Raw genomic sequence first — 23,870 nt, 5'->3', positions numbered from 1 at the left:
GATCAACCCTCGCCACTGGCGCCCACGCCATCGGCAGCCTTCTTGCCGGACAGCAGGAGGCAGAAAGGAACAGCGAGAAAGGCGACGAAGGAGAAGAGCAGAAAGACGTCCGAATAGGCGAGGACGGCAACTTGCGTCCGGAAACCCTGGTAGACCCTTCCAACCGCCAATGCATGGACCGATCCCGCGGCATGCCCCGTCGCGGTTAGCGCACGTTCGTATTGAGCAACCAGCGCATTGTAGGGTTGATGAAAGGGCGAGGCCCATTCCGATAGATAGGATTGCCGGATCTGGCTCCGCTCCGTGACGAGCGAGGTCGCGACGGAAATCCCCACCGAGCCAGCCACGTTGCGGACCATTGAGAAGAGGGCAGCCCCGTCGCCGCTCAGTTCGCGTGGCAAACTGAGATAGGTGGTCGAACTGATGGGCACGAACAAAAACGCCAGCGCGACCGCCTGCCAGCTGCGCATCAGCACGAGCGTCGGGAAATCGATGTTCGGCGCCAGATGGCTCGAGAAGAAAAGCGCACATCCCATCACGAAAAAACCGGCGGCCACGACGAATCGCGTCTGGACGACCTTCATGAGACGTCCAACCAATGGAATGAGGACGATGACGATGATACCGCCTGGAGAAAGAATGAGCCCCGCCCAGGTTGCGGTATAGCCGAGAACCTGTTGCGCGAGCTGCGGAATCACGACGGCGCTAGCGTAGAGGATACTGCCCATCGCCGCGATCATTGTGCAGCCGGCAGCGAAATTCCTGTCCTTGAACACGTCGAGATTGACGATCGGTTTCTTGGCAATCAGCAGCCACCCGATCGCGCCGGAGATTCCCAGGAAGGCGAGAAGCGCCATGAACACGATGAAAGATGAACCGAACCAATCGTCGTCTGTGCCGCGATCCATCATGATCTGCAGGGATCCAAGACCAAGCGTGATGAGCGACAGGCCGACGTAGTCGAGCCCCCGGCGCTTCTTGTTTTTCACCCAGGGCGGATCTTCGAGGAGAATCGAATTCAAAATAACCGCGACGATGCCCACGGGTACATTGATGAAGAATATCCAGCGCCAGGTCGACTGATCGGTGATGATCCCTCCCAGCGTCGGACCGAGGACAGGAGCGACGACCGTGGCGATCGCCGTGACGCCGAATGCGGCCGCGCGCCTGGCTGGCGGGAACGTATCCAGGATGATCGACTGCTGGTTCGGCTGCAGGCCGCCGCCGAAGAAACCCTGCAGCAGCCGGAAGACGATCAGTTCGCCTAGACTCGTCGACGTTCCGCATAGGAACGAGAAGACCGTGAACATGGTGATGCAGATCAGGAAATAGCGTTTGCGCCCGAAAAGATCGCTGAGCCAGCCAGAGATGGTCAGCACGATCCCGTTTGCCACCAGGTAGGAGGTGAGCGCCCAGGTCGCCTCGTCATTGCTCGCCGACAGACTGCCGGCGATATGCGGCAAGGCAACATTGACGATCGTCGTGTCGAGGACTTCCATGAAGGCGGCAAGGGTCACCGAAACCGCGATGAGCCAGCGATTGTAGCGGGGCTTCCAGGCGATGCTGGCTTCGGCTGGAGCGCGACTCATCGAACCGATACCATCGGAACCACCGATATCCCGAGCGGCAGAGGAAGCTTGGGATCGAGCCCGCTGTCGATGACGATCTTGACCGGCACCCTTTGAACGATCTTTACGAAATTGCCGGTGGCGTTTTCGGGCGGGAAGGCGGTGAACCTCGAGCCGGACCCCATCTGGACACTGTCGACATGGCCATGCAAGTCGAGCTGAGGATAGGCGTCCACGTCGATCTTCACGCTCTGGCCGGGGCGCAGACCATCAAGCTGATCTTCCTTGAAGTTGGCGGTAATCCATACGTCCGGTGAAACGATTGAGAAGATCTGCTGTCCAGGCGTGACGTAGTTGCCCATTTCCACGTTGCGCCGGGTTATCCAGCCATCCTGCGGCGCTGTCACGACCGTCCAGGAGAGGTTGAGCGCCGCTTGATCAAGCTGTGCTTGAGCCTGCTCGACTTGCCCGTTCAGTTGTTCGACCCGCGCATCGTTCTGGCCGATGTGCTGCTCGACCGGTGAACTCAGTTGAACCTGGGCTTCGGCTTGCATAGCCTGGGCTTTGCTTTGGCGCAGCGCGGCCAACGCGGCGTCGACGTCCTGCTGCGTTGTCGCGGCTTTCGGCAGAGTGCTCTGCCGGTCGTAGTCGGCCTGGGCCTTGGTCAAATTGGCCTGTGCCATCAGCAATTGAGCTTGAGCCTGTCGGAACAGGGCGGGGAAATTCTTGCGGGCGATTTCGGCCGCCAGCCGTTCCCCCGCAGCTTGCGCCTTGGCGCTGTCCAAGGCCCCTTGCGCCCGATTCCGCTCGCTGGTGTAAAAGCGCGGATCGATATGGATCAGCGGATCACCCTTGTGGACATATTGGTTGTCAGTCACGTCCAGCGACACGACGAGGCCCGAAATTTGCGGCCCGATGGTGACAGCGCGCCCATCCGTATAGGCGTCGTCCGTGCTCACCAAGTTGAGGTTCGCGTACCAGTAGTAGGATCCGCCGAGGAAAAGAGCAGCCAGGACAATGAAACCGACGATGAAGACCGCTGGCCGGCGGCTTCGATGTCCAGCATCTGAACCGCCTGGTCCGCCCGCGTGCTCGCTTCCGACGGTCGCCTCGGGCTGCTCGTCCGCGGGCAGCGGGCCTCGGGGAGCTTGTTGGCCATGATCGCCTTCACCAGGGCGGCTATCGGCGGTTATGGAGATAGCGCGGTTCGGGACGCGAGCGTCGGCGAACAGCGCCTTTGTGCGCGCCGCGCGCGGCTCGGACACTGCGATCGCGGATGTCTCGCGAATAAGGACGCTTGCCGGCTGCATCTCGGACCCGCCACTCGCTTGGCGGAGTGGACTGATCCTGGCGGTCTGGGACATTGGGCGCCTCTCTCATACGAGCTGATTTGAGACGTCTCCCGATGTCATCGCTTTCGCCGGTCACAACCGCTATCGGCTAGCGGGACCGCCCACATGCCTTCGGCGAAGCCAGGTTGCCGTTCAGGAACCAGCGATCCGTGATCGTTTCGCCGCAACTGACGATCAATACGAAATGCTGACGATCAAGGCGTCATTCAGGCAATTGGCTGTCTCTCCTTCTACTCACATTAATGTGCCAGCGACCAGGCGGTCCATCCCACATAGGTATGCGAGAATGAAGTATAAGTCTGATGGGCTCATACGTTGGTTTGTAGCGAAGACTTGACCTTGCAGATGCTTTTCTCGGATCGCCCAAAAACAAATCCACCCGAACAACGAAGTTCCCTTCGACACACCCTCTACAAGGAGCGCGGCGCTTGTCGAAATCTCACAAATGCTCGGGGTCGACGTGCGAATAGAGAAATCCAGCCGTCTTTAGGGAAGAGCGCTTCCCCTCCATCTGACATCATCTCCGATCTGACCGGGTGAAATCCGACCCCCCAACGACCCGAGAAAGTGTTGCTTGCATACATGAAATCCTTGGCCTCAGGCGGTCAGGGCGGCGGCATTGGCCCGATGCTTTGTGCTCCCTGCCTAGACACGCGAAACGACGGTAGTTCCGATGCGAAATGAGAATGATGTCGCGATGACAATCTTGCCGATCACTCTTGCGGTCGCTCTCTTGATCGGCGGACCGGCCTTGGCGCAAGTCAGCACCACCGCACCCGCGACAGGAATGACATCGCCCCTCTCTGCAATTGGTTCGCCCCTCAATCCGGCTGCTATTCCCCTGGGCGCGGTCGAGCTCGATCCGGGTGGCTTGACGGGTAGCACCGTGGGCCTGGGGAATAGTTCCATGAGCAACTCCGGGTGTACCAATGTCTTGACGTCGAGTTCCGAAGTTGCCGGAACGACTTCCGCCCTTTCCACTTTCGACGGCGGCGGCATGAACGCAACCACATCCACGAGCGGGACGTCGTTGGTGAACCCGACGGGTTCAACAGCGTTGGGCACCTGCAACTCGACGGCGTCGAGCACGTCGTCTTTCGGCACCACAGCCATACCATCGACGACCACTGGGACATCGTCCGCCAGTCTGGGGGCCGCAGTTGGGATTCCGTTGGGGTCTTCGGAACTCAGCAATTTGGGAGTAAGCCCGATAATTAGCATTCCAACACCCGAGTTGGTCGATCCGGTAACAAATCCACAGGTAGCGATTCCAGCGCTCGATGCATCAGGCACGTCCTGCGGCGGCACGGGGGTGACAGGCATGAACCCCACGCTGTCGACATCCGGCTGCTGAAAAAGCGATCCCTCAAGAGTCGTCTGTCTTAGGAGCCCTCGATGCGCGAGCGACCCTTCATTGTTGCTGCGCTGCTGATCATGATCGGCGGCGCTGGGCTTGCGGCCAAGCACGTCTATGACCATTCCGAACCTGCGGCGGCCTCTGGTCCTGCCTCGGCGGTTCCGGTCATTGCCGGGAAAGTAACCAGTCACGACGTGCCGATCTACCTTCGCGGTGTAGGAACGGTGATCGCCTACAACAACGTGGTGGTGCACAGCCTGATTTCAGGGCCGATTACGAAGGTCACATTCACGCAAGGTCAGACCGTGAAAAAGGGCGATCTGCTGGCGCTGATCGACCCCGATCCCTATCAGGCACAAATCGATCAGATAACCGCCACTCGCGACCGCGACCAGGCGCTGCTCGTCAATGCGCAGGCAGACCTGGATCGCTATATGCCACTTCTGGCGAAGGGCTTTGCCACTTCCCAACTGGTAGCCACGCAGAAGGCCCAAGTCATCCAGCTCCAGGCGACAGTCAAGGCGGACGAGGCTTTGCTACAGGCCGAGCAGATCAATCTGAGCTACACCCGTTTGACCTCGCCGATCGACGGTGTAACGGGTATCCGGCAGATCGACGAAGGCAACATCATTCACCCGACCGATACTTTTGGTCTGGTCGACGTCGCGCAGGTCCAACCGATCTCGTTGATCTTTACGCTGCCCGAGGACACCCTCCCACAAATCCAGCAGCAGATGGCCAAGGGGCAGCTTACGGTCTTTGCATACAGCCAGGACGACAAGACCAAGCTCGACGAAGGCAAACTTTTGCTTGCCGACAACCAGATTGTCCAGACGACGGGCACGATCCGCCTCCGGGCCACGTTTCCGAACGCCGGGAACCAACTCTGGCCGGGTGCGCTCGTGAATGCACGTTTGCTTCTTGATACCCGCAAAGGGGGGCTGACTATAGCCGGGTCGGCAGTGCAGCAAGGTCCGAACGGCTCCTATGTCTACGTGATCGCACCTGACGGAACCGCGCAGATGCGGCCTGTCACTGTCGCCCAGTTGACCGAAGGAGAAGCTCTTATCGATTTGGGCCTCAAGGCGAACGAAACGGTCGTGGTCGACGGACAGTACAGGCTCGTGCAGGGCACCCCCGTTCAAGTGCTGCAGGGCAAAGCCGCTGATGAAGCCGCCCTGCAAAGCGCAGTGCAGCAGGCGATCCCGTGAACGTCTCTGCCCCTTTTATTCACCGGCCGATCGCGACAGGCCTGCTGATGGTGGGTCTGCTGCTGGGTGGGCTGGCTACCTACCGGCTTCTGCCGGTCGCATCCCTGCCGAACGTCAACTTTCCGACGATTCAGGTGTCAGCGCAGTTGCCCGGTGCCGATCCCGAAACCATGGCGTCGTCGGTGGCCACCCCGCTTGAGCAACAGATAAGCCAGCTCCCCGGCGTGACCCAGCTGTCTTCGACCAGCGCGCTTGGCAGTACGCAGCTCACCGTTCAGTTCGACCTCAGCCGTAGCGTCGACAGCGCAGCGGTTGACGTGCTGTCGGCGATCAACGCCGCCAGCCCCGATCTGCCGCTGGGCATCCCCTATCCTCCCACCATCCGTAAGGTTAATCCGGCGGATACGCCGATCCTGGTGCTCGCACTGACATCCGACACCCTGCCACTGACGACGGTCGACGCCTATGCGGAAAACATCCTGCTGCCGAAGATCTCGCAAATCTCAGGCGTGGGTCTGGTAGGCATTGGCGGCCAGCAGAAGCCGGCGATCCGTGTACAGGTCAATCCGCAGGCGGCAGCGGCCCGCGGCATTGGCCTTGAAGATATTCGCAACGTGCTCGGCGAGGCCAATGTTGATATTGCGAAGGGCACGCTCAATAGCCCGCGTCAAACCTTCACGCTCAACACCAACGACCAACTGCTCAAACCTGACGCCTACAATGATATTGTCGTCGCCTATCGCAATGGCTCCCCGGTGCGCATCCGCGACATCGGCACCGCGATCGACGGGCCGGAGAACCACTTTGTCGCCGGCTGGTTCGACAAGAAGCCTGCCATCTTGCTGGCTATCCGGCGCCTGCCCGGTGCCAATGTGATCGAGACGGTTGGCCGCATTCAGGCTCTGTTGCCTCAACTGCAAGCGTCGATCCCTCCAGGCATCAAGGTATCGGTCGTTTCAGACCGCACACAAACCATCCGTGCTTCGGTCGCAGACGTGCAGTTCACGTTGATACTGACCGTCGCTCTGGTGGTGATGGTGATATTCCTGTTCCTCCGCAATTTCTGGGCAACGATCATTCCCGCGGTCACCGTGCCGCTGTCGCTCGTCGGTACATTTGCCGTGCTGTATATGCTTGGCTACAGCCTCGACAATCTGTCGCTCATGGCCTTGTCGATCGCGGTCGGCTTCGTCGTCGACGATGCGGTCGTCGTGATCGAGAACATCGTCCGCCACGTCGAAGAGGGCCTCACTCCGATGGAGGCTGCGCTGAAGGGCTCGAGCGAAATCGGTTTCACCATCATTTCGATTACGCTGTCGCTCATCGCAGTATTCATTCCACTATTCCTGATGGGAGGCTATGTCGGTGAACTCTTCCAGGAATTCGCCGTGACGGTGAGCGTCTCACTGATCCTGTCGCTGCTGATCTCGCTCACGCTGACGCCAATGATGTGTGCGCGTCTGCTCAAGAATGAGGCCAACGTCAGGCACGGGCGGCTCTATAATATTTGCGAAAGCGGCTTCGACGCGCTGCTTGGATTGTATGAACGGGGCCTAAGGATCGTCCTGCGGCACACTTTCGCCACGCTGCTCATCATGCTCGGAACGATTGCTGTCACCGGCTATCTCTACGTCATCATCCCGAAGGGCTTTTTCCCGCAACAAGACACCGGCCTGATTATCGGCGTCACCGAGGCCGACCAGGATATCTCGTTTCCGGCCATGGCCGAGCGCCAGCAGGCGGTAACCGACATTGTGTTGAAGGATCCGGCGGTAGCTTCGGTCGGAGCCTCGATAGGAGCAACTGGCGGGAGCACGCTCAATCGAGGGACGATGTACATTGCCTTGAAGCCCAACGACCAACGTGACGTCAGCGCCGATCAGGTGATCAGCCGGCTGTCATCCCAACTCGCGAAGACCCAAGGCATCGCGCTCTACATGCAAGCGGCGCAGGACATCACTGTCGGCGGTCGGGTTTCGAAGACGCAGTATCAATATACCCTGGCCGATGCCGATTCCAACGAGCTCAACCATTGGGCGCAGATATTCCTCGACAAGCTTAGAGCCATGCCAGGAATCGTTGACGTGGCCACCGATCAGGAGAATGCAGGACCACTGCTCGATGTGACCGTCAATCGCGAAGTCGCATCGAGTTTCGGGATCCTCCCATCGACGATCGACAACACGCTCGACGATGCTTTCGGTCAGCGCATCGTCTCCACAATGTTCACACAGCTCAATCAGTATCACGTCATTCTCGAGGTCAGCCCGGAATTCCAGTACGGTCCCGAAGCGCTCAAGGATATCTATCTGAATTCTTCGACAGGGCAGCAGGTGCCGTTAAGCGCCCTGGTGACCAGCGTGACGAAGGCTGCGCCGATCGTGATCAATCATCAAGGCATGTTTCCGGCGGTCACGATCTCCTTCAATCTAAAACCGGGGGCGGCGCTCGGAAATGCGGTCGCCGCCATCCAGCAGTTCGAGCGCGACGCCGGAAAGCCGGCTTCGCTTGCAACCAGCCTCCAGGGCAACGCGCAAGCCTTTCAGTCGGCGCTGTCGGGCACACCAATCCTGATAGGAGTGGCGCTGGTGGTGATCTACATCATCCTTGGAGTGCTCTACGAGAGCCTGATCCATCCGATTACCATTCTATCGACGCTGCCTTCAGCCGCGATCGGCGCCTTGTTGTTGCTGATGGCGGTCCATATGGACTTCAGCGTCATCGCCATGATCGGCGTTATCCTGCTGATTGGCATCGTCAAGAAGAACGGCATCATGCTTGTCGACTTTGCGCTCGAGGTCGAGAGGAACGAAGGTCTCAGTCCACGGGAGTCGATCTACCGCGCTTGCACCATACGTTTCAGGCCGATCATGATGACCACCATGGCGGCGATGCTAGGCGGCGTGCCGATGATGCTGGGCACCGGCGCCGGATCGGAAATCCGCCAGCCGCTCGGCTACACGATCGTGGGTGGCTTGGTGCTGTCGCAAATTCTCACGCTTTACACGACGCCGGTCGTCTATCTCTATCTTGAGCGGCTCGGCAAATTCCTGGGTGGCTCGCGAGGCGCAAAAAACACCGCCTGCGGAACCCGAGCAGGGCGAACTCTTCTCCGAAACGACGCAGCTGGCCAGGCGATGATTGGCGCGGCTCGACGAGGGAGGTTCAGGTCCCGTTGTCGGGGGGTATGAAGCAGTAGACGGTGTTCCCAGCCGCGCAAATGTGGGCTGTTTCGTTCCATGAGTAGGGGTGTTCAGGTACCCTTCTGGACGGCTCGATCGGCGTCCATACTCCGTTGAGTTTACCCCACCACTTTCCGCCCTCGAACTTGGCGACCGTTGGCCGACAGTCGCCGCCGTTGCAGCATGAGCTGCCCAGCGTGTTATGCATCCCCATGTAGATGTGGTGCCACTTCTCGTGCCCCTGGCCGTAGTTGCCCTCGGGAGGGCCAGCCGGGGCGTGGGAGATGTGGTCCTGAGCCAGTGCGGGGCTGGCCACCAGCAGGAAAGCCAGTAGGCGGAAGTCCATCGCTCAGCATCCTCCATTTGGTGTTGCGGGTTGTCTCGTCGAAACATTCCAGAGAGCAAAAGTAGTACTGGTGAGGTATTTTCACCTCACGCACGCAGCTTAGACATTTCATTCGTTGCTCCTTATCCTTCCTGGAAGCATGCATGGGTTTCGCCATTGGCTGAATCATCCATTGGTATGGCTGGGTAAGCTAATTGGTGAAACGGTTACTTATGGCGTCTTATCCAGCGGGCATCAGACGGGCATTCCCTGGCAAGAACGGCGAACACTGTTAGGGCCGCGCGCGATCAGCGCTCGACACTTCGGCTTTGCTGGAAGCCCGTCGAAGAAGCCAAGGAACGCGACGGGCGAAACTCGAACTAGAGCGGCGTTTGCGAAAGATAATTCTTCGCTTCAGCGCAACACTCGACGCTCGACCACGAGGATTTCAATGCATGACGCTAGGAAGTCGATGCGGCCCTACAAGTCCTCCGCCGGAGGTTGGGGCGTGCTGCGCGCGACCGGCCTGGCTCTCACAGAGGCCGAGGGGATGATCGTCCGCAATTTCCTGCAGCCAGTAGGCGAAACCCATGGACGATGAAGCGCCGGGCATCGGGCGCTTCGAGGTGATCAAGGCCGAAACCTGATCACCGTCGCCTTCAATTGTGAGCGCCTGGCCTGAAGGGCGAATTTTTCGGTAGGAGAGTGGTATGGCTAACCGGGCCTGGTACCTGGCGGTGCCCAGCTTCTTGTTATCTCTCGTTGCAAGTTCGGAAGCGTCGGCGTCCTACGTCGGGGACCGCTTCTTTCCCTCGACTCTGGCGACCGTCGTTCCCACCCCGGCTGACTTCGTCAATTTTCCCCAATTGACGCAGTTGCCTGACAACACCTCGCGCGAGATCGACTTTCCGTTCTCCTACAGCAAGCTCATCACCCCGGATTGGTCGGTCTCCTTCACAGCGAACTACCGCATGATCGATAAGGGGAGCACGCGCGCCGGCTTCGACGACTTTGTGCTCGGCACGCAGTACGAACTCTATTCCAGTGCCGAGCATGAGTTCGTGCTCTCGGCAGGCGGCACGCTGGCGCTGGGCGGCACCGGATCGTCTGATATCGGTGCCAATTCGTTCTCCACGCTGACGCCGACCGTCTACATGGGCAAGGGCTTCGGCGATCTGTCGGATTCGATGGCGTGGCTGCGGCCGGTCAATGTCACCGCGACGCTGGGAGTCGCCCTGCCGACCGAATCCACCACCGTGACCGGCACCACCAGGGTCGACAACCCAAACATCCTGCAATGGGGCTTCGCCCTGGAATACAGCCTGCTGACCAATTCGTATCCCGCCGACAAGGGGGATGCTCACCGCTTCGCGGAGGGTTTGGTACCGCTGGTGGAATTCGCGATGCAGACGCCACTGGGTGGGCCGTCGGCTGGAGAGACCACGGGCACGATCAATCCTGGCGTCATCTGGGTGGGCGAGTACAGCCAGCTCGGGGTGGAGGCGATCATTCCAATCAACGAGAGCTCGGGCCGCGACATCGGCGTGCGCGCACAGCTCCACTTCTATCTCGGCAACATCTTTTCGAACGTGATCGGAAAGCCGATCTTCGACTGACCGCGCGCCGCGTTGTGTATGGACATGACCAGCCCTCGCGACCAGAGGCGAGGCCGCCATGCGAGGACTCGGACCAATCGTGAGAGCCGACGACTAGGAACGCCCTGGTCTTATGCTTCGCCTCACTTCCTGTTGGCCGAATTATACTTCAAGACAACGAAGATAAACAATTACAGCCACGTTGGGTGCGTTACGTATAGTGCCTCAGGACGTGTTTCGAAACTTATATGAACATCGCCGGCATGAGCGACAATTCTGTCGTCAATTCGAGTTTCCCCGGCTGTGCAATAGAACAACAGGTGAAACACATGAGCTCTCTCTCAATCGCGGCTGCATTCGCGGCAATCCTCCTGTCGACCGCTTGGGCAGCTGCTGCGGCAAGTTCGCCTCCTGGACACATGCAGGCGAAGTTCGTTCATGTCGAACGAAAAACGAACGGCAACCACTCATTGTTGCCGAGGCACGTTCAAGCACCGACAACCAGGTCGGCCAAGAAGCCCGTAGCGCAGCCCGACAACAACGGGGACGAGTATCCCTCGGCCGATTCCGGCCTGTTTTCGGGCATGAACGGGTTTTGATGACAAGGCCTCATGCGACGCGGTGATTGCGGTTGAGGCTGCCTTGACCGCGCCGTCGACTTGAATTGGCCTCATCTGTGACAGAGCTTGGCGAATCGCCGACAGCGCTGTCGATTCCTTCCTTGTCCAAGACGTCGCGATGAGGCGGTCGAGCGCCGGCGTCGGATCCGTATCTGCGAAATCGCGCGATGCATCGCAGCAAGTCGCGTCGCCGAAGGTGCCGACACCGGCAACGCTTCGGCGATCGCCGTGAATCGGTTTTGCTCGGGAGGCAGGAGCAAAAAATGGGCCGATGACGGTATGTCATCGGCCCAAGAACTCGAGCGGTGAGAAACGCTCCCGGGGGGAAGAGCGCCTTCACAATCGATCAGCGGGCGAGGGAGGGAGGGGCCCGTAGGATCAATCTGGCACGAGTTGGAGCGCTGCCATGATGGTGGACGGAAATGGGATCGAAACCACCGATCGCAGCGCCGACCTACAACCTAGTGCTTTTTGCCGCCGGTGCTTTGTCGTTCTTGCCGGCTTTGCATCCAGCTTGCGGATTTCGCGCCGAACGTCAAAAAAGCCCAGGCCATGCAGGGAACCCCGTTCAAGATCATCAAGAGGTGACGTCCAATAGCGCCAAATCGACCAATCACCCGGGATCGGCCGCAATTGAAGAACCGGCCAATTGGTCCGCGCGGCACGAACACCATTACTATCGATCGCGGCGTCCAATCACAAACCAAAGTATGAGTAGTTCAAACCAATACTCTATAACCGCCGACGGATGTAGAATGGGATAAATCATCGCCGGCGCCTTACGCTGGCATCCGATGGGATAACCCGAAGGATGTGCGCCAAGCCATGTTAATGAATCCAGCCTCCAGTGACATCGATACACTCGCGATTGCTGCCTTCGCGGCCAATGCTCGGCGACCGGAGCAAATGGGACCATTCCTGTCGGCGGATTGGCGTGCTCCGTTCAACGGCGGAAAGGCACAACGTACCAACTCAGTGGCGCATGCGCAGTTCCGGCGCCGGAGCGCCGAAGGGGCCGATTGCCGTGTCGAGATATCGTCAGCCGACGCGGTGAGCAGCCGCACGGAGATTTCGGATGGGATAGTTGCCGAGGTGGTCCAGGCCGCCGGTCATGACCAATTCGAATTCCGGTTTCGCGCGCCCATGCACTTGCTGGTGGTCTACGAGCAGGGTACGCGGCGAGACGGTGATACCTTCGTCGAGGGTTTGCCCCGATCGAAACTGCGGGATTTTGGCCGCCGGCTTACCTTGGTGCCCGCCGGTCGCGAATATCTTGAATGGCATGCGCCGCGGACGTTTGCGCGTCTCATGTTTGTCTACCTTGATCCTGCCAAGCTGCAGGTTCCGTTCAGCGCTGGCATGACGGATGTGACGTTCGCGGCGAGGCTTTTCTTTGAGGACGCAACGCTTTTGGGCACGGCCTTCAAACTGATGAGGTCGCTCGAAAGTCCAATCCCGGAGAATCGGCGCTACCTGGAAGCACTGGGCATCGTCCTGGCTCATGAGCTGATCCGTTTCCACGAGGGGACGCCGAGAGCCGAACCTCAGTTTCGAGGCGGGCTGGCGCCTTGGCAGCAGCGGATAGTCACGACGCATATCGAGGCGCATTTGGGCGAACCGGTACCGCTCGCCACTCTCGCGCGGCTTGTCAGGTTGAGCCCATGCTATTTTTGCCGCGCCTTCAAGCTGTCTTTTGGGATGCCTCCGCATCGGTACCTTACCAGCCGTCGAATCGAGCATGCCAAAGGTCTCCTTGCGTCGCGCGCTCATTCGGTGACGGACATCGGATTGACTGTCGGTTACAGCGAGACCAGCTCATTCACGGCTGCATTTCGCAAGGCGACCGGCCTGACTCCGAGTGCTTACCAACGCAGCCTTGGATAAGCCCCAGACGGCCCGGCTGGCTGTGATCCAGTTTGGCCGGGAATTTCGCAGTTCGTGGAACTCGTCCCCTGTGAAGCCAGCTCTCTTCGATCGAGACTTCGTGCTGGCTCTCACCTTTCCTGCCCTTGATCGGGGATCTGGTTTCTGGCGCAATTGGCGGGCGCGTTTTCTGTGCCCGTTCCGCTTTCCGTCTCATCGTTCTCGCCAAGGGGGCGCCAACTCGGCGACCTGCAATTTCGCCCCCTCCAGGAGACTGAAATCGTTTCGCGTCACTCTGACAGTCCCGTCCCGGCGGTTTTGGCATCCGCACGTTTCATGTCAACCATTGCCGTATGGCACGGCGATGAAGGTCTGCTGTTCGCCACGCTTGATCAGCAGCAGCACCGACTTCTTGCTGGATTTTGTTGCGGCGCTAATGGCCTGGCTCGTCTCCTTGGCAGTCTGTACCGGCACGCGATTGACCGAGACGATGATGTCGCCCAGTTCAATGCCGGAGGTGGCTGCCGGTTGGTCTGGATCGACACCCTCGACCACGGCGCCACGCACCTGCGCAGGCACACTCAGGGCCTTGCGGACGGTTTGATCGAGGTCACCAAGCGCAAGGCCCAGTGTTGGAAAACTGGAATGCATCGGCTGAGAGGAGTTGACTGCGGCTACCTGCTTGACGCTGTCATCATTGCCGCCGACGACGACCGACAACGCAACTGTCTTTCCATTGCGCCAAACGGACAGCGCCTCCCTTTTTCCCGGCGAGAGATCCGCCACGGCTCGAGACAGGATCTTGGGCTCCGTGATGGTTTGACCGGCAAATCCGGTGATGACGTCGCCGGTCTCGATGCCCGCATGAGCGGCGGGTGATCCATCGCCGACTTGAGCGACCAAAGCACCTTCAGGCGTCGGCAGACCGAGGGCGTTGGCGAGATCCGTTGTAACCGGCTGCATCTCGATGCCAAGCAGCCCATGCTCGATCGAACCGTTCTTCACCAGCTTGGCGACGATCTGTTTGGCCTCATTGGAAGGGATCGCAAATCCGACGCCGACGCTGCCGCCATTGGGCGAGTAGATCGCGGTGTTGATACCCACGACAGCGCCGCTGGTGTCGACAAGCGGTCCACCCGAATTGCCATGGTTGATCGGCGCGTCGATCTGAAGGAAGTCGTCGTAGGGACCACCGTTGAGGTCGCGCCCGCGGGCCGACACGATTCCCGCGGTGACTGTCGTTCCGATGCCGAACGGATTGCCAATCGCCAGAATCGGATCGCCTGCCCTCAGTCCGTCGGAATTACCCCAGGCAACAGTGGGAAGGGGCTCCCCAGCCTTTACTTTCAGGACCGCAAGATCCGACTTTGCGTCGTGGCCGACAAGGGTCGCCGGCAGCTCGGTCCCATCGTCAAGCGTCACCATGATATCGGAAGCTCCGTCGATGACGTGGTTGTTGGTGACGATGGTGCCGTCTGAGCTGATGATGAAGCCGGAACCGAGGGCCTCTGCCAGTTGCGGCGCTCCTTGCGGTGGTGCCTTGGGTGCCGGGATACCCCGATTGCTGAAGAATTGAGGCAACCGCTCATCGGACGACGGACCGCTGTCCGAGGGCTGGATTTGATCATCGGGCGCCGATGAAGTTTTCACGATCGACGTGATCGTTACCACCGCCGGCTTGTCGGCCGCAACGATCGGAGCATAGGAGGTGGCCGAAGCGGGAATGGCGGAGGCAACCGGGGACGGGCCCGTGTGCGTATCGGCCAAACTCGCGTCCAGAACGACCACGGTGGCGAGCGGCGCTACGAGGACGGCGGAGAAAAGCAGCACGGCGCGGTGCCTGCGGAGGATATTGAAAGTTGACATGGTCGCGATCCGTGCGAGGCCTTGGTCCTGGCGCCGTGGCGTGTTCCTCGTGCGGAACCGTCTATCCGGCGTATGGCCGATCGGATGCGCTAGCCTCGCTGATGAACTTCCGATCAAGCCGATTTATTTAAGCTGGTACTGGTTGCTTCCGGGTTGTATTTTTGTTTGCGAGACTGCGGCGGTTACTTGCGGGACGACGCAATGTCTTTCAAGAAAGATCGACCATTTCGATTTTGGAAGTGTCTCCTCGCTGGGATCCGCATTGGGCTTCAGTCAACTCTGGCCACTTCAGCCGCCTGATCCGGAATCAAGAGCACCCGGTAGGTCATGCCCTCGCACTTGAGCAGGTAGACGGTCTGATTGGGGGCGGACTCGGCCTCAATGCGCTCCGCAGAACTCGGATTTTTGCAAGGGAAGCCTTGGCTTCGCACTTGGTCGGCAACGACGGCTGCCGCAGTGTCCTGATTTTTGGCTGTGGCGGTCGCCACGGTACCGGCGAGACAGATCGACATGAAAACGCCGGCACCAATCGATGAAACCTGCAACAGCGCTCGTTTGCAGTCCATTAGTAATCTCCTCGTCATATTTCGCCGGCAGCCGCTACCGCAGAAAATCGGTGGCCTCGACCTTGGAAGCCGTCCGTCGCAGGTAGGTCACATCGTGACCGATTCCGACAGGTTCGCTGCCGCCAGCGGCCTGTCCCCAATGCGACGGATACGACCTTCATCTGCCCGACATTCATCTGCTTGCCACTGTTGGGCGGTCTTGAATTGGCCGTCTTCAATTGGGCCGCCTTCCATCACGTTCGACACCAGCGTACCGGCTGGTTTGTGGAACGGCTTTATCTGCTTTGCCGCCACTGGCCCTTCCTTGCGGTTATCACCGCCGGGGTCGCAGAGTGTAGGGATGCTCGGCAGACCGGTGTCAGTTGCCTGCGCGCCGGGATTCCACGTATTTGAGCGTCGCCCGGTGCTGTCCGCCCAGTTCACGGTGCTGCGGCAGCGGCGGGCGACCGGCTGTCTATCACATCTTTCCATTATGCCTGGGCGGCATTCTGTTCTGATATAGTGTGGTAGAAGTCCGACATCTCGGGGGACCGATTGTGTTGTCTTCTTACAGGGCGAGGCCCTGATGCCGCTTTGGCGCGGCAGCAGGAGCCGCGTCGGGAGGTGTCCAAAAATGAAAGCAATGCCGCCGCTGCGGAAATATGGCTCGACAATAGCCATTTCCGGCGCCGGCTTGTTGGTGTTCTGGCTGTCCAGCGAACTGGCAGTGACCGCCGGACCGACTATTTATCTGCGTTTGGTCCTCCTCGCCGCGATTGCGATCTTGGCCGGCTTTCTTATTCAAGGGCTGCAAAGCCGGGGTGCGTTGGGTCGCGCGGAAGCGCATGAGATCCTGGAGCGCATTCCCGGCCTGGCATGGATCGTCGATATGGAAGGTCGGTTGACCAACGCGAACTCGAACCTTCGAGCCTATCTCGGCATCGTCGACACCAGCGATCTCAGGCAGGTTATTCATCCGGAGGATTTTGACCGAACTGCAAGTCTCATGTCGCAATGCCTGGAGGATGGCCGAGAATTTCACGGCGTGCACCGGCTTCGTCGCCACGATGGCGCCTATCGCTGGTTCCGTGTCGCCGCTCGCCCCAGGCGCGATCGGAACGGCAAGTTCGTCGGGTGGTACGGAATCCTGCTCGATATCGACGACCAGAAGGTCGTGGAGGAAACGCTGCGCGCAAGCGAGCGCAATGTCCGGTCAATTCTCGACAACATTCCGGGGCTGATCGCAACCGCCGACTCCGAGGGCAATCAGAACTACGCCAACAAGACGAGCACCAACTATTTTGGAATGGATTTCTCCGAGCTGAGTGGGATGGGATTTCTCAATATCATTCATCCGGAAGAACGCGACGGCGTTGCGGCGGCGCGGATTCACTGCATTCAAACAGGCGAGCCACTGGATCGTGCGTACCGGATGCGGCGGTCCGACGGCGTATATCGCTGGTTCCATGCACGCGTCGAGCCGATCCTCGACGAGAATGGCAAAGTCGTACGCTGGTACGGCCTGTTCACCGACATTGATGACTTCAAGAGAGTGGAACAGGCTTTGGAGGCCAAGGAGTTTCAGCTCCAGCGGCTGATCGATGCTCTTCCGACACTGGTCTGGTCCGCCCGCCCAGACGGATCCATCGAATTCCTGAACCGGAGATGGCTCGAATACACGGGGCTGTCTCAGGAGCAGGCAACCGGCTGGGGTTGGACTGCCGCCATATATTCGGACGACCGGGACCGGGTTGTCGAATACTGGCGATCTCTCCTGGCAGCTGGCGCGCCGGGCGAGATCGAGGCACGGCTGCGCCGCTTCGATGGCCAGTACCGCTGGTTCCTTTTCCAGGGCGAACCAGTGCGCGATGCCTCCGGCGCTGTGTCCCATTGGTTCGGGAGCAACACCGACATCGACGATCGCAAGCGGGCCGAGGAGGGATTGCGAGCCAGACAGTATGAACTCCAGCAGCTTGTCGACACCATACCGACACTCGTCTGGTCCGTCAGTCCCGAAGGCGAACCAGCCTACATCAACAAGCAGTTGGAAACCTACTACGGCCGCAAGATCGACCACAGCGAGCCCAAGGAGGGTTCCAAGCTAGACGGGGCACTCGGACGTCTTATGCATCCCGATGACTTGGAGGCTGTGAAGAGAAGCCTGATGCACTCATTGAAGACCGGGGAGCCTTTCGCCATGCGGTACCGCAACCGCCGGGGCGATGGCATCTATCGCTGGGTTGACAATCGCGCCCAGCCGCTACGCGACGACGATGGCGGCATCGTGAAGTGGTATGGCGTCATCATCGACATCGATGACGAGATGAGAGCACATGACGTCGTTCGTGCGACGCAGGACAAGCTTTCGCGCGCGTCGCAGCTTGCGAGCCTCGCCGAGCTGTCGGCCTCGATCGCGCACGAGGTCAATCAGCCCTTGGCGGCTGTCATCACCAACAGCCATGCCTGCCAACGCTGGCTGTCGGCGGATCCTCCAAACCTGCAGCGGGCACGCATTACCGCGGAGCGAATGGTTCGCGATTCCATGGCAGCAGCCGAGGTCGTCAGCCGAATAAGAGCACTCTTCAAACAGACCGCTTCGTCCAGAGCTTCAATCAATCTCAACGAGGTGATCAGCGAGGTGCGTCAGCTGATGTTCGACGAAATAATCTCGCAGGGCATCTTCGTTGAGACGGATCTCGATGCGGCCCTACCGCCGGTGCTCGCGGACCGCGTACAGATGCAGCAGGTGCTGGTCAATCTGGTCCGCAACGGGATCGACGCAATGAAGTCGACAATCGACGTGTCGAAATCGCTGAAGTTTGGATCCCGCCGCCATGGAGAGAATGCGATCCTGGTCGACGTCCGCGACAACGGCGGGGGAATTGCCGAACCAGAACGAATTTTCGAACCGTTCTTCACGACCAAGGCGGGGGGGATGGGCATGGGTCTGGCAATCTGTCGCTCGATACTGGAATCGCATGACGGCCGGCTTTGGGCAGAGAACATCGAGCCAAGGGGAACGGTGTTCTCGTTTACGCTGCCGATCCAATCGGGCGACGCGGTATGACCCAGGACGACTGCATCGTTTTCATCGTTGATGACGACCAGCGCATATGCGAGGCGCTGTGCGAGCTTCTGACGGCAAGAGGCCTGGCTTCCGTCGCCTTCAACTCGATTGCCGACTATCTAGCTTTTCCCCGGCCGGACCTGCCCGGTTGCCTGATCCTCGATGTCGAACTCCCGGACATCAACGGGCTGGAATTCCAGAAACAGACCGACCACGAGCAACATCCGCCTATCATCTTCATCACAGGACACGGCGACATTCCATCTTCTGTACGCGCCATCCAACTCGGCGCCGTGGATTTCCTCACCAAACCGTTCAGCGAAACCGAGTTGATGAAATCCATCCACACGGCGATCGATCTGGATTGCGGCGCCCGCCTGGAACGGGCCGAGCTTGTAACGCTAACGCGCCGCCTTTCCTCCCTGACCTCTCGCGAACGCCAGGTTCTGCCGCTGGTCATCAGCGGTCTGCTCAACAAGCAGGCGGCTGCGGAACTTGGGATCAGTGAGGTGACGCTGCAAATCCACCGCAGCAAGATCATGCACAAGATGCAGGCTGCGTCGCTGGCCGATCTCGTGAGGATCGCCGAAAGGCTGCAAGTACCAGTAACCCATTCTCGGCGCGCGGGAACATCTTCGAAATGAAAGCTGCACGGAAATCAACGATCGCGGTTGTCGATGACGACGTTCGGGTCCTCGAGTCGATCGAGGACCTCCTGGAGTCGGCGGGGCACTCGGTTTGTTTGTTCTCATCCCCTCAGTCTCTCCTCGAACGCGACATGTTGCGTAAGATAGATTGCCTGATTGCCGATATCGGCATGCCAGTTGTCGACGGCTTCGAGCTTCGTCGGCGAGCGCGAAAAGTTCGCCCCGACTTGCCCGTCATTTTCATTACGGCGCGCCATGAAGCCGCAGACCAAAGGCGCGCGGCGGCTGAAAGTCATCATGGTTTCTTTCGAAAGCCCTTCGATGCTTCAGCACTGCTAGCGGCGGTCGCCCGGGCCGTTTTGGCCCCACCCGAGGGGAGTAGTGATGACAAGTGATCTGATGACCCGAAAATATGAACGCCTGCTGCTGCGGCCGACGCAGTCATACGCTTGTTCGGTGGCTGCCCCCATTTATGCGCGGACTACCCAAAATGCGTTCGTCTTCATCGTTGAAGACGATGTCTCGATGCGAGAAGGGCTGGTCGATTTGCTGGAATCCGTCGGTTTGCAGAGCAAGGCATTCTCGTCTCCGACCGAGCTGTTGAACATGGAATTGCCCGATCTTGCGAGTTGCTTCGTGCTGGACATTCGTATGCCCGGCATCAGCGGTCTCGACTTTCAGGCCCGCCTTGTCGCAGCCGGCGTCCGTATTCCAATCATATTCATGACCGGCCACGCCGACGTGCCGATGGCGGTGAGTGCCATGAAGGCAGGTGCAGTCGACTTTCTGACGAAGCCGTTTCGCGAACAGGAAATGCTGGATGCCGTCACAAGAGCCATCGAGTTGGACGGCATGCGCCTGGACAGCAATCGGCAGGCGATCGAGACTTTCACCCGATTTCAAACGCTAAGCGAGCGCGAGCGCGAGGTGATGGATCTCGTGACGGCGGGGTTGATGAACAAGCAGGTTGCCGGAAGGATTGGGGTGGTAGAATCCACGGTTAAGATTTATCGTGCTCAAGTCATGAGAAGGATGGGCGCGAAATCCCTGGCAGATCTGGTCAGGATGGCCGAACTGCTGCGCTCGGCACCTGCTCCCATAACTAGCCTCAGGGCTATTTTGGATAGACCTAGGTAGTAGTCCAACCCACCGATCGCATACGGATCTGTACCAAGCCAGAATGGAGGCCCGGACACGCTTCCTTTATCCTTGCGCATCTCTCCGCGGCAGCGTGTGGAACGACATTTCTCCGATCGCTGTCGAGGGGAGCTTGGAGCGGGGTCATCGATGTCGGAGTTGCAGGGCATTCTCTGTGGCATAGCGCCCCGCCCTTCGTGGAATCGCGTTGCGTTGCATGAAGCGCTACGGCGAGTTTGAGCGGGCGGTCTACGCCCAACAGCTTAGAGTCTTCCAGAGCGACGATCAGAAAGCGGACCTGCCAGGGCCAAGATTGGTCCAATACAGATTTGCGGGAGCAAGATCCCTTACTCCCGACCGCGCCTTTCAGCCTTGAATGGACCTTGGTCCCAGACTTCATCAACAAGGACTAGCGCAATGCATTCCATCTGCTGCCATCGAGAGAATTTGTCGTTTTCGCGTCGCGCAGCCACAGCACCAGGATGCGTTGACGGCTCTGGTTCGCTGCTTCCTTCGGGTACTGCTCAACATGACCCCGCAGGACCGGCCTTGACGAGTTAAAGGTCGTAAAAGGATGCAAAGAAGGCCACCCGGATCTTCGAGCATGGGGCTGCCAGCGGCCAGGTCGGCTGCCATCACAAATGGCGGCGAACTGGAGCCGGGTGAGGCCCTGTCTTTCGGCTCCTTTTGCTTGATCGGGGCAGAGCGGGTGCTGCTCAGGGATGACAAACCTGTCGCCATCGGCGGCCGCGCTCTCGACGTTCTGATTGCGTTGACCGGCCGGCCGGGTGAGGTCGTGAGCGGGCGAGAACTGATCGATCTGGTTTGGCCCGGCGTCTTCGTCGAGGAAGCCAATCTTCGCGTGCACATCGCCGCCCTTCGCAAAGTGCTGGGGGACGGCAAGGATGGCGTCCGGTACATCGTCAACGTTCCCGGCCGGGGTTACACCTTCGTTGCACCGGTCCGGCGCTCCGGCGCGGGCGGCACTGCCCCGATTGCCGCTCCTGCAGGCCCGGCGCGGGCTCCGAATTTCCCGACACCATCGCAGTTGCTGGTCGGCCGCAGCGAGACCGTCGCCACACTGTCCTCGCTGCTCTTGTCGCGACGCCTGGTCAGCGTGGTCGGACCAGGTGGCATAGGCAAGACGACCGTCGCCGTGGCAGTCGCCAATGCGCTGCGCCAGGAATTCGGCGACGATGCGATTTGCTTTGTCGACCTCGGTTCGCTCACCAACCCGGCAGACGTTCCCAGTGCCGTCGCCTCGGCACTCGGCTGCTTTGTCCAGGGCCCGGATCACGAGCCGTACATACGCGCCTTCCTGGCTGACAAGCGGATCCTCGTCGTTCTCGACAATTGCGAGCATGTGATCGAGACGGCCGCGCCGCTCTGCGCGCGCCTCCTTCACGCAGCGCCGTCGGTGCACCTGTTGGCGACCAGTCGCGAGGCGTTGCGCGTTGAGGGCGAGTATGTGCATTTGCTGCTGCCTCTCGACAGTCCGCCTGACGAAACGCCATCCGCCGTTCAAGCGCTGGCTTCGCCCGCCGTGCAGCTCTTCATGGAACGGGCGGCATCGAGCGGGCACCATGCCCGGCTCAGCGACGCCGAAGCTCCAATCGTCGCCAAGATCTGCCGCCGGCTCGACGGGATCGCTTTGGCGATAGAGCTTGTCGCCAGCCGTGTGGGCACCCATGGCATTCAAGGAACCGCCGATCTCCTGGACAGCGGCGGCGGGCTGTTCCTGCAGGGCTGGCGCAGCGCATTGCCCCGGCATCAAACGTTGCAGGCCATGCTCGACTGGAGTTTCAGGCTCCTGTCGGCGGACGAACAGAGAATTCTCTGCAGGCTGTCCGTGTTCGTTGGCCAATTCACGCTGGCGGCGGCGCATGCGGTTGCCGGGGATGCCGATGGCAAGACGCAGACAGTGACCTCCGCGATCGCCAGCCTGGTCGACAAGTCTCTCATCTGGATCCCGTCGGCAGGCGGGCCTGCCTACTACCGGCTCCAGGACACGACACGCGCCTATGCTGCGGCCAAGCTCGCGGAAAGCGGCGAGGCAGAGGCGACCGCAAGACGCCATGCCTGCTACTTCACCGCTTTTCTCAAGGCAACCGCGATTGAAGGCTCGGCCTTTGATGGCCGCAACGCAGCGACCTACACCCCGCATATGGCTAACGTCCGCAAAGCGCTCGCTTGGAGCTTTTCCAGCTCGGGCGACCGTTCCATCGGCGTTGAACTCGCCGCCCATGCGGCTCGGTTGTTCCTGGAGGTTTCACTGTTCGGTGAGTGTCAGCAATGGTGCTGGCGAGCCCTCAGTGCGCTGCAGCAGGCGGACCGCGGGACGCGACGGGAACTGGATCTCCAGGAGACTCTGGCAATGTCTTCCATGTGCACGTGGGGCGACAGCAAGGAGATCAGGGCTGCTATCGAGCGCGGCCTGGAACTCTCGGGGAATTTGCGAGATGGGCGTCGTCAGCTTTACCTGCTTGGCGATCTCAATGTTTTTCTCACGCGTCTCGGCGATTTCAGCGGCGCATTGGCAGCGGCCAAGCGAGGTGCCGCCATTGCCGAAGATTCTGGAGGCGCGGCCGAAAAGGTACTGGCCGAATGGATGCTGGGTGCATCGCATCACTTTGCCGGCGACCAAGCGGCCGCGCAGCGCCACTGTGAATTTGGCTTTGAGCTCGCGTCGGATGTCGCCCCGGTGCAGTTCAACTTGTTTTTTGAAACGCGCGCGCGGTGTGCACTGGCACGTTCTTTGTGGCTGCGTGGCTTTCCGGATCGAGCCTGCAACGCTGCGCGGCAGACCATCAATGAGGCCGCCAAGTATAACCATCATTTTTCATATTGCGTTGCTCTCACCTATTCCGCCCCTGTCTTCCTCTGGAGCGGTGATTTCAAGGAAGCGGCGGAGCCGATCGAACGCGCGATCGCGCAGGCCATCAAGTATTCACTCGTTCCCTTTCGGGCCCTTGGCCACGCGTTGAAAGGCGAGCTCATGGTCGCGAACGGCGAAGTGTCGTCCGGCGTTGGGATCTTGCGGGCGGCGCTGGAGGTAATGCAAGCCGAGCAGTTTGTCGTCGTGATACTGGCCACATCGCGTGCCTTGGCCGAAGGGCTGGCCCTTTCCGGACGGCCGCAGGAAGCGCTGGCCACGATAGACGAGGCTGTGGCGCGTGCGGAGCAGGTCGGCGGGATATTGTGGTTGCCCGACTTGCTGCGGGCCCGAGGCGAAATCCTGCTGGCGCAGCCGCGACCGGACCTTCCGGCGGCTGAGTGCGCACTGCTTCGCTCGATCGATTGCGCCCGCAAGCAATCGGCCTTGAGCTGGCAGCTGAGAGCTGCAATCCCGCTGGCGCGCATGTGGAAGGAGCACGACCGGGGCAGGGACGCCCGCTCCATGCTCGAAGACATCCATCAGCGATTTACAGAGGGATTTGAAACCCAAGACCTCATTGCCGCGCGCCGACTTCTCGACGAGCTGAATTCCGCATAAAGACAAAGGCTTAAAGCGCGTCGGCAAAAGCCGTTTCAACGC

The 23,870-nt window shown here is 59.9% G+C and carries 17 protein-coding genes; 10 read left to right on the top strand and 7 right to left on the bottom strand.

The window, feature by feature from the left end; genetic code table 11:
* Positions 1-2: 2 nt before the first annotated feature.
* The 3 genes from ACFSQT_RS21110 to ACFSQT_RS21100 all read right to left on the bottom strand — a co-directional run bounded on the left by ACFSQT_RS21110 (position 3) and on the right by ACFSQT_RS21100 (position 4,243).
* Complete coding sequence (locus ACFSQT_RS21110; protein ID WP_379021721.1) at positions 3-1,589, bottom strand: DHA2 family efflux MFS transporter permease subunit; 1,587 nt, start codon at positions 1,587-1,589, stop codon at positions 3-5.
* Positions 1,586-2,878, bottom strand: a complete 1,293-nt coding sequence (locus tag ACFSQT_RS21105; RefSeq protein WP_379021719.1) for an HlyD family secretion protein — start codon at positions 2,876-2,878, stop codon at positions 1,586-1,588. Before ACFSQT_RS21105 ends, ACFSQT_RS21110 begins: the two co-directional genes overlap by 4 nt.
* 687 nt (positions 2,879-3,565) lie before the next feature.
* The gene (locus ACFSQT_RS21100; RefSeq protein ID WP_379021717.1) at positions 3,566-4,243 is read right to left on the bottom strand and encodes a hypothetical protein; all 678 of its coding nucleotides are present in this window, start codon (positions 4,241-4,243) and stop codon (positions 3,566-3,568) included.
* A 72-nt stretch (positions 4,244-4,315) separates the two neighbouring features.
* On the opposite strand from ACFSQT_RS21100, the gene ACFSQT_RS21095 reads away from it, so the two are divergent.
* From ACFSQT_RS21095 to ACFSQT_RS21080, 4 genes are all read left to right on the top strand, one after another.
* Positions 4,316-5,488, top strand: coding sequence for an efflux RND transporter periplasmic adaptor subunit (locus ACFSQT_RS21095; protein WP_379021715.1), 1,173 nt, complete (start codon positions 4,316-4,318; stop codon positions 5,486-5,488).
* Positions 5,485-8,679: an efflux RND transporter permease subunit gene (locus tag ACFSQT_RS21090; RefSeq protein WP_379021713.1), complete on the top strand. Its 3,195-nt coding sequence runs from the start codon at positions 5,485-5,487 to the stop codon at positions 8,677-8,679. The genes ACFSQT_RS21095 and ACFSQT_RS21090 overlap by 4 nt, the downstream gene beginning before the upstream one ends.
* Before the next feature lie 1,026 nt (positions 8,680-9,705).
* A complete protein-coding gene (locus tag ACFSQT_RS21085) occupies positions 9,706-10,611 on the top strand; it encodes a hypothetical protein (protein WP_379021712.1) in 906 nt (301 codons plus the stop codon).
* Between the two features lie 227 nt (positions 10,612-10,838).
* Positions 10,839-11,189 (top strand): hypothetical protein, encoded by a 351-nt coding sequence (locus ACFSQT_RS21080; protein ID WP_379021710.1) that lies wholly within the window; start codon positions 10,839-10,841, stop codon positions 11,187-11,189.
* A gap of 399 nt (positions 11,190-11,588) precedes the next feature.
* Here ACFSQT_RS21080 and ACFSQT_RS21075 read toward each other — a convergent pair whose 3' ends face one another.
* A complete protein-coding gene (locus tag ACFSQT_RS21075) occupies positions 11,589-11,906 on the bottom strand; it encodes a hypothetical protein (RefSeq protein ID WP_379021708.1) in 318 nt (105 codons plus the stop codon).
* 129 nt (positions 11,907-12,035) lie between these two features.
* Between ACFSQT_RS21075 and ACFSQT_RS21070 the strand changes: the two genes are divergently transcribed.
* Positions 12,036-13,094: an AraC family transcriptional regulator gene (locus ACFSQT_RS21070; protein ID WP_379021706.1), complete on the top strand. Its 1,059-nt coding sequence runs from the start codon at positions 12,036-12,038 to the stop codon at positions 13,092-13,094.
* 318 nt (positions 13,095-13,412) lie between these two features.
* Here the strand turns inward: ACFSQT_RS21070 and ACFSQT_RS21065 are convergent, their stop codons facing one another.
* From ACFSQT_RS21065 to ACFSQT_RS21055, 3 genes are all read right to left on the bottom strand, one after another.
* Complete coding sequence (locus ACFSQT_RS21065) at positions 13,413-14,939, bottom strand: DegQ family serine endoprotease (protein ID WP_379021704.1); 1,527 nt, start codon at positions 14,937-14,939, stop codon at positions 13,413-13,415.
* Between the two features lie 269 nt (positions 14,940-15,208).
* The gene (locus tag ACFSQT_RS21060; protein ID WP_379021702.1) at positions 15,209-15,505 is read right to left on the bottom strand and encodes a hypothetical protein; all 297 of its coding nucleotides are present in this window, start codon (positions 15,503-15,505) and stop codon (positions 15,209-15,211) included.
* 87 nt (positions 15,506-15,592) lie between these two features.
* On the bottom strand, positions 15,593-15,799 hold the full coding sequence (locus ACFSQT_RS21055) for a hypothetical protein (protein WP_379021700.1): 207 nt from the start codon (positions 15,797-15,799) through the stop codon (positions 15,593-15,595).
* Between the two features lie 319 nt (positions 15,800-16,118).
* Between ACFSQT_RS21055 and ACFSQT_RS21050 the strand changes: the two genes are divergently transcribed.
* From ACFSQT_RS21050 to ACFSQT_RS21030, 5 genes are all read left to right on the top strand, one after another.
* Positions 16,119-18,551: a PAS domain-containing protein gene (locus ACFSQT_RS21050; RefSeq protein ID WP_379021698.1), complete on the top strand. Its 2,433-nt coding sequence runs from the start codon at positions 16,119-16,121 to the stop codon at positions 18,549-18,551.
* Positions 18,548-19,195: a response regulator transcription factor gene (locus ACFSQT_RS21045; protein ID WP_379021696.1), complete on the top strand. Its 648-nt coding sequence runs from the start codon at positions 18,548-18,550 to the stop codon at positions 19,193-19,195. The genes ACFSQT_RS21050 and ACFSQT_RS21045 overlap by 4 nt, the downstream gene beginning before the upstream one ends.
* A complete protein-coding gene (locus ACFSQT_RS21040; protein ID WP_379021694.1) occupies positions 19,192-19,593 on the top strand; it encodes a response regulator in 402 nt (133 codons plus the stop codon). Before ACFSQT_RS21045 ends, ACFSQT_RS21040 begins: the two co-directional genes overlap by 4 nt.
* Complete coding sequence (locus tag ACFSQT_RS21035; RefSeq protein ID WP_379021692.1) at positions 19,583-20,335, top strand: response regulator transcription factor; 753 nt, start codon at positions 19,583-19,585, stop codon at positions 20,333-20,335. Before ACFSQT_RS21040 ends, ACFSQT_RS21035 begins: the two co-directional genes overlap by 11 nt.
* A gap of 604 nt (positions 20,336-20,939) precedes the next feature.
* Positions 20,940-23,828, top strand: a complete 2,889-nt coding sequence (locus ACFSQT_RS21030) for an ATP-binding protein (protein ID WP_379021690.1) — start codon at positions 20,940-20,942, stop codon at positions 23,826-23,828.
* The last annotated feature ends 42 nt before the right edge of the window (positions 23,829-23,870 follow it).

The sequence above is a fragment of the Mesorhizobium calcicola genome (genome assembly GCF_042682105.1).
In the GTDB taxonomy this organism is placed as follows: Bacteria; Pseudomonadota; Alphaproteobacteria; order Rhizobiales; family Rhizobiaceae; genus Mesorhizobium; species Mesorhizobium calcicola.
Note: the sequence above shows the minus strand (reverse complement) of the source record. Positions and strands in the feature narration are given on the sequence as shown.

Bases quoted from the DNA above. Each gene is read 5' to 3' on its own strand.
- ACFSQT_RS21105 (WP_379021719.1), bottom strand. From the start codon at position 2,878: ATGCAGCCGGCAAGCGTCCTTATTCGCGAGACATCCGCGATCGCAGTG.
- ACFSQT_RS21085 (WP_379021712.1), top strand. From the start codon at position 9,706: ATGGCTAACCGGGCCTGGTACCTGGCGGTGCCCAGCTTCTTGTTATCT.
- ACFSQT_RS21060 (WP_379021702.1), bottom strand. From the start codon at position 15,505: ATGGACTGCAAACGAGCGCTGTTGCAGGTTTCATCGATTGGTGCCGGC.
- ACFSQT_RS21030 (WP_379021690.1), top strand. From the start codon at position 20,940: ATGGGGCTGCCAGCGGCCAGGTCGGCTGCCATCACAAATGGCGGCGAA.
- ACFSQT_RS21040 (WP_379021694.1), top strand. From the start codon at position 19,192: ATGAAAGCTGCACGGAAATCAACGATCGCGGTTGTCGATGACGACGTT.
- ACFSQT_RS21110 (WP_379021721.1), bottom strand. From the start codon at position 1,589: ATGAGTCGCGCTCCAGCCGAAGCCAGCATCGCCTGGAAGCCCCGCTAC.
- ACFSQT_RS21095 (WP_379021715.1), top strand. From the start codon at position 4,316: ATGCGCGAGCGACCCTTCATTGTTGCTGCGCTGCTGATCATGATCGGC.
- ACFSQT_RS21080 (WP_379021710.1), top strand. From the start codon at position 10,839: ATGAACATCGCCGGCATGAGCGACAATTCTGTCGTCAATTCGAGTTTC.
- ACFSQT_RS21070 (WP_379021706.1), top strand. From the start codon at position 12,036: ATGTTAATGAATCCAGCCTCCAGTGACATCGATACACTCGCGATTGCT.
- ACFSQT_RS21065 (WP_379021704.1), bottom strand. From the start codon at position 14,939: ATGTCAACTTTCAATATCCTCCGCAGGCACCGCGCCGTGCTGCTTTTC.
- ACFSQT_RS21045 (WP_379021696.1), top strand. From the start codon at position 18,548: ATGACCCAGGACGACTGCATCGTTTTCATCGTTGATGACGACCAGCGC.
- ACFSQT_RS21100 (WP_379021717.1), bottom strand. From the start codon at position 4,243: ATGCCTGTCACCCCCGTGCCGCCGCAGGACGTGCCTGATGCATCGAGC.
- ACFSQT_RS21035 (WP_379021692.1), top strand. From the start codon at position 19,583: ATGACAAGTGATCTGATGACCCGAAAATATGAACGCCTGCTGCTGCGG.
- ACFSQT_RS21050 (WP_379021698.1), top strand. From the start codon at position 16,119: ATGAAAGCAATGCCGCCGCTGCGGAAATATGGCTCGACAATAGCCATT.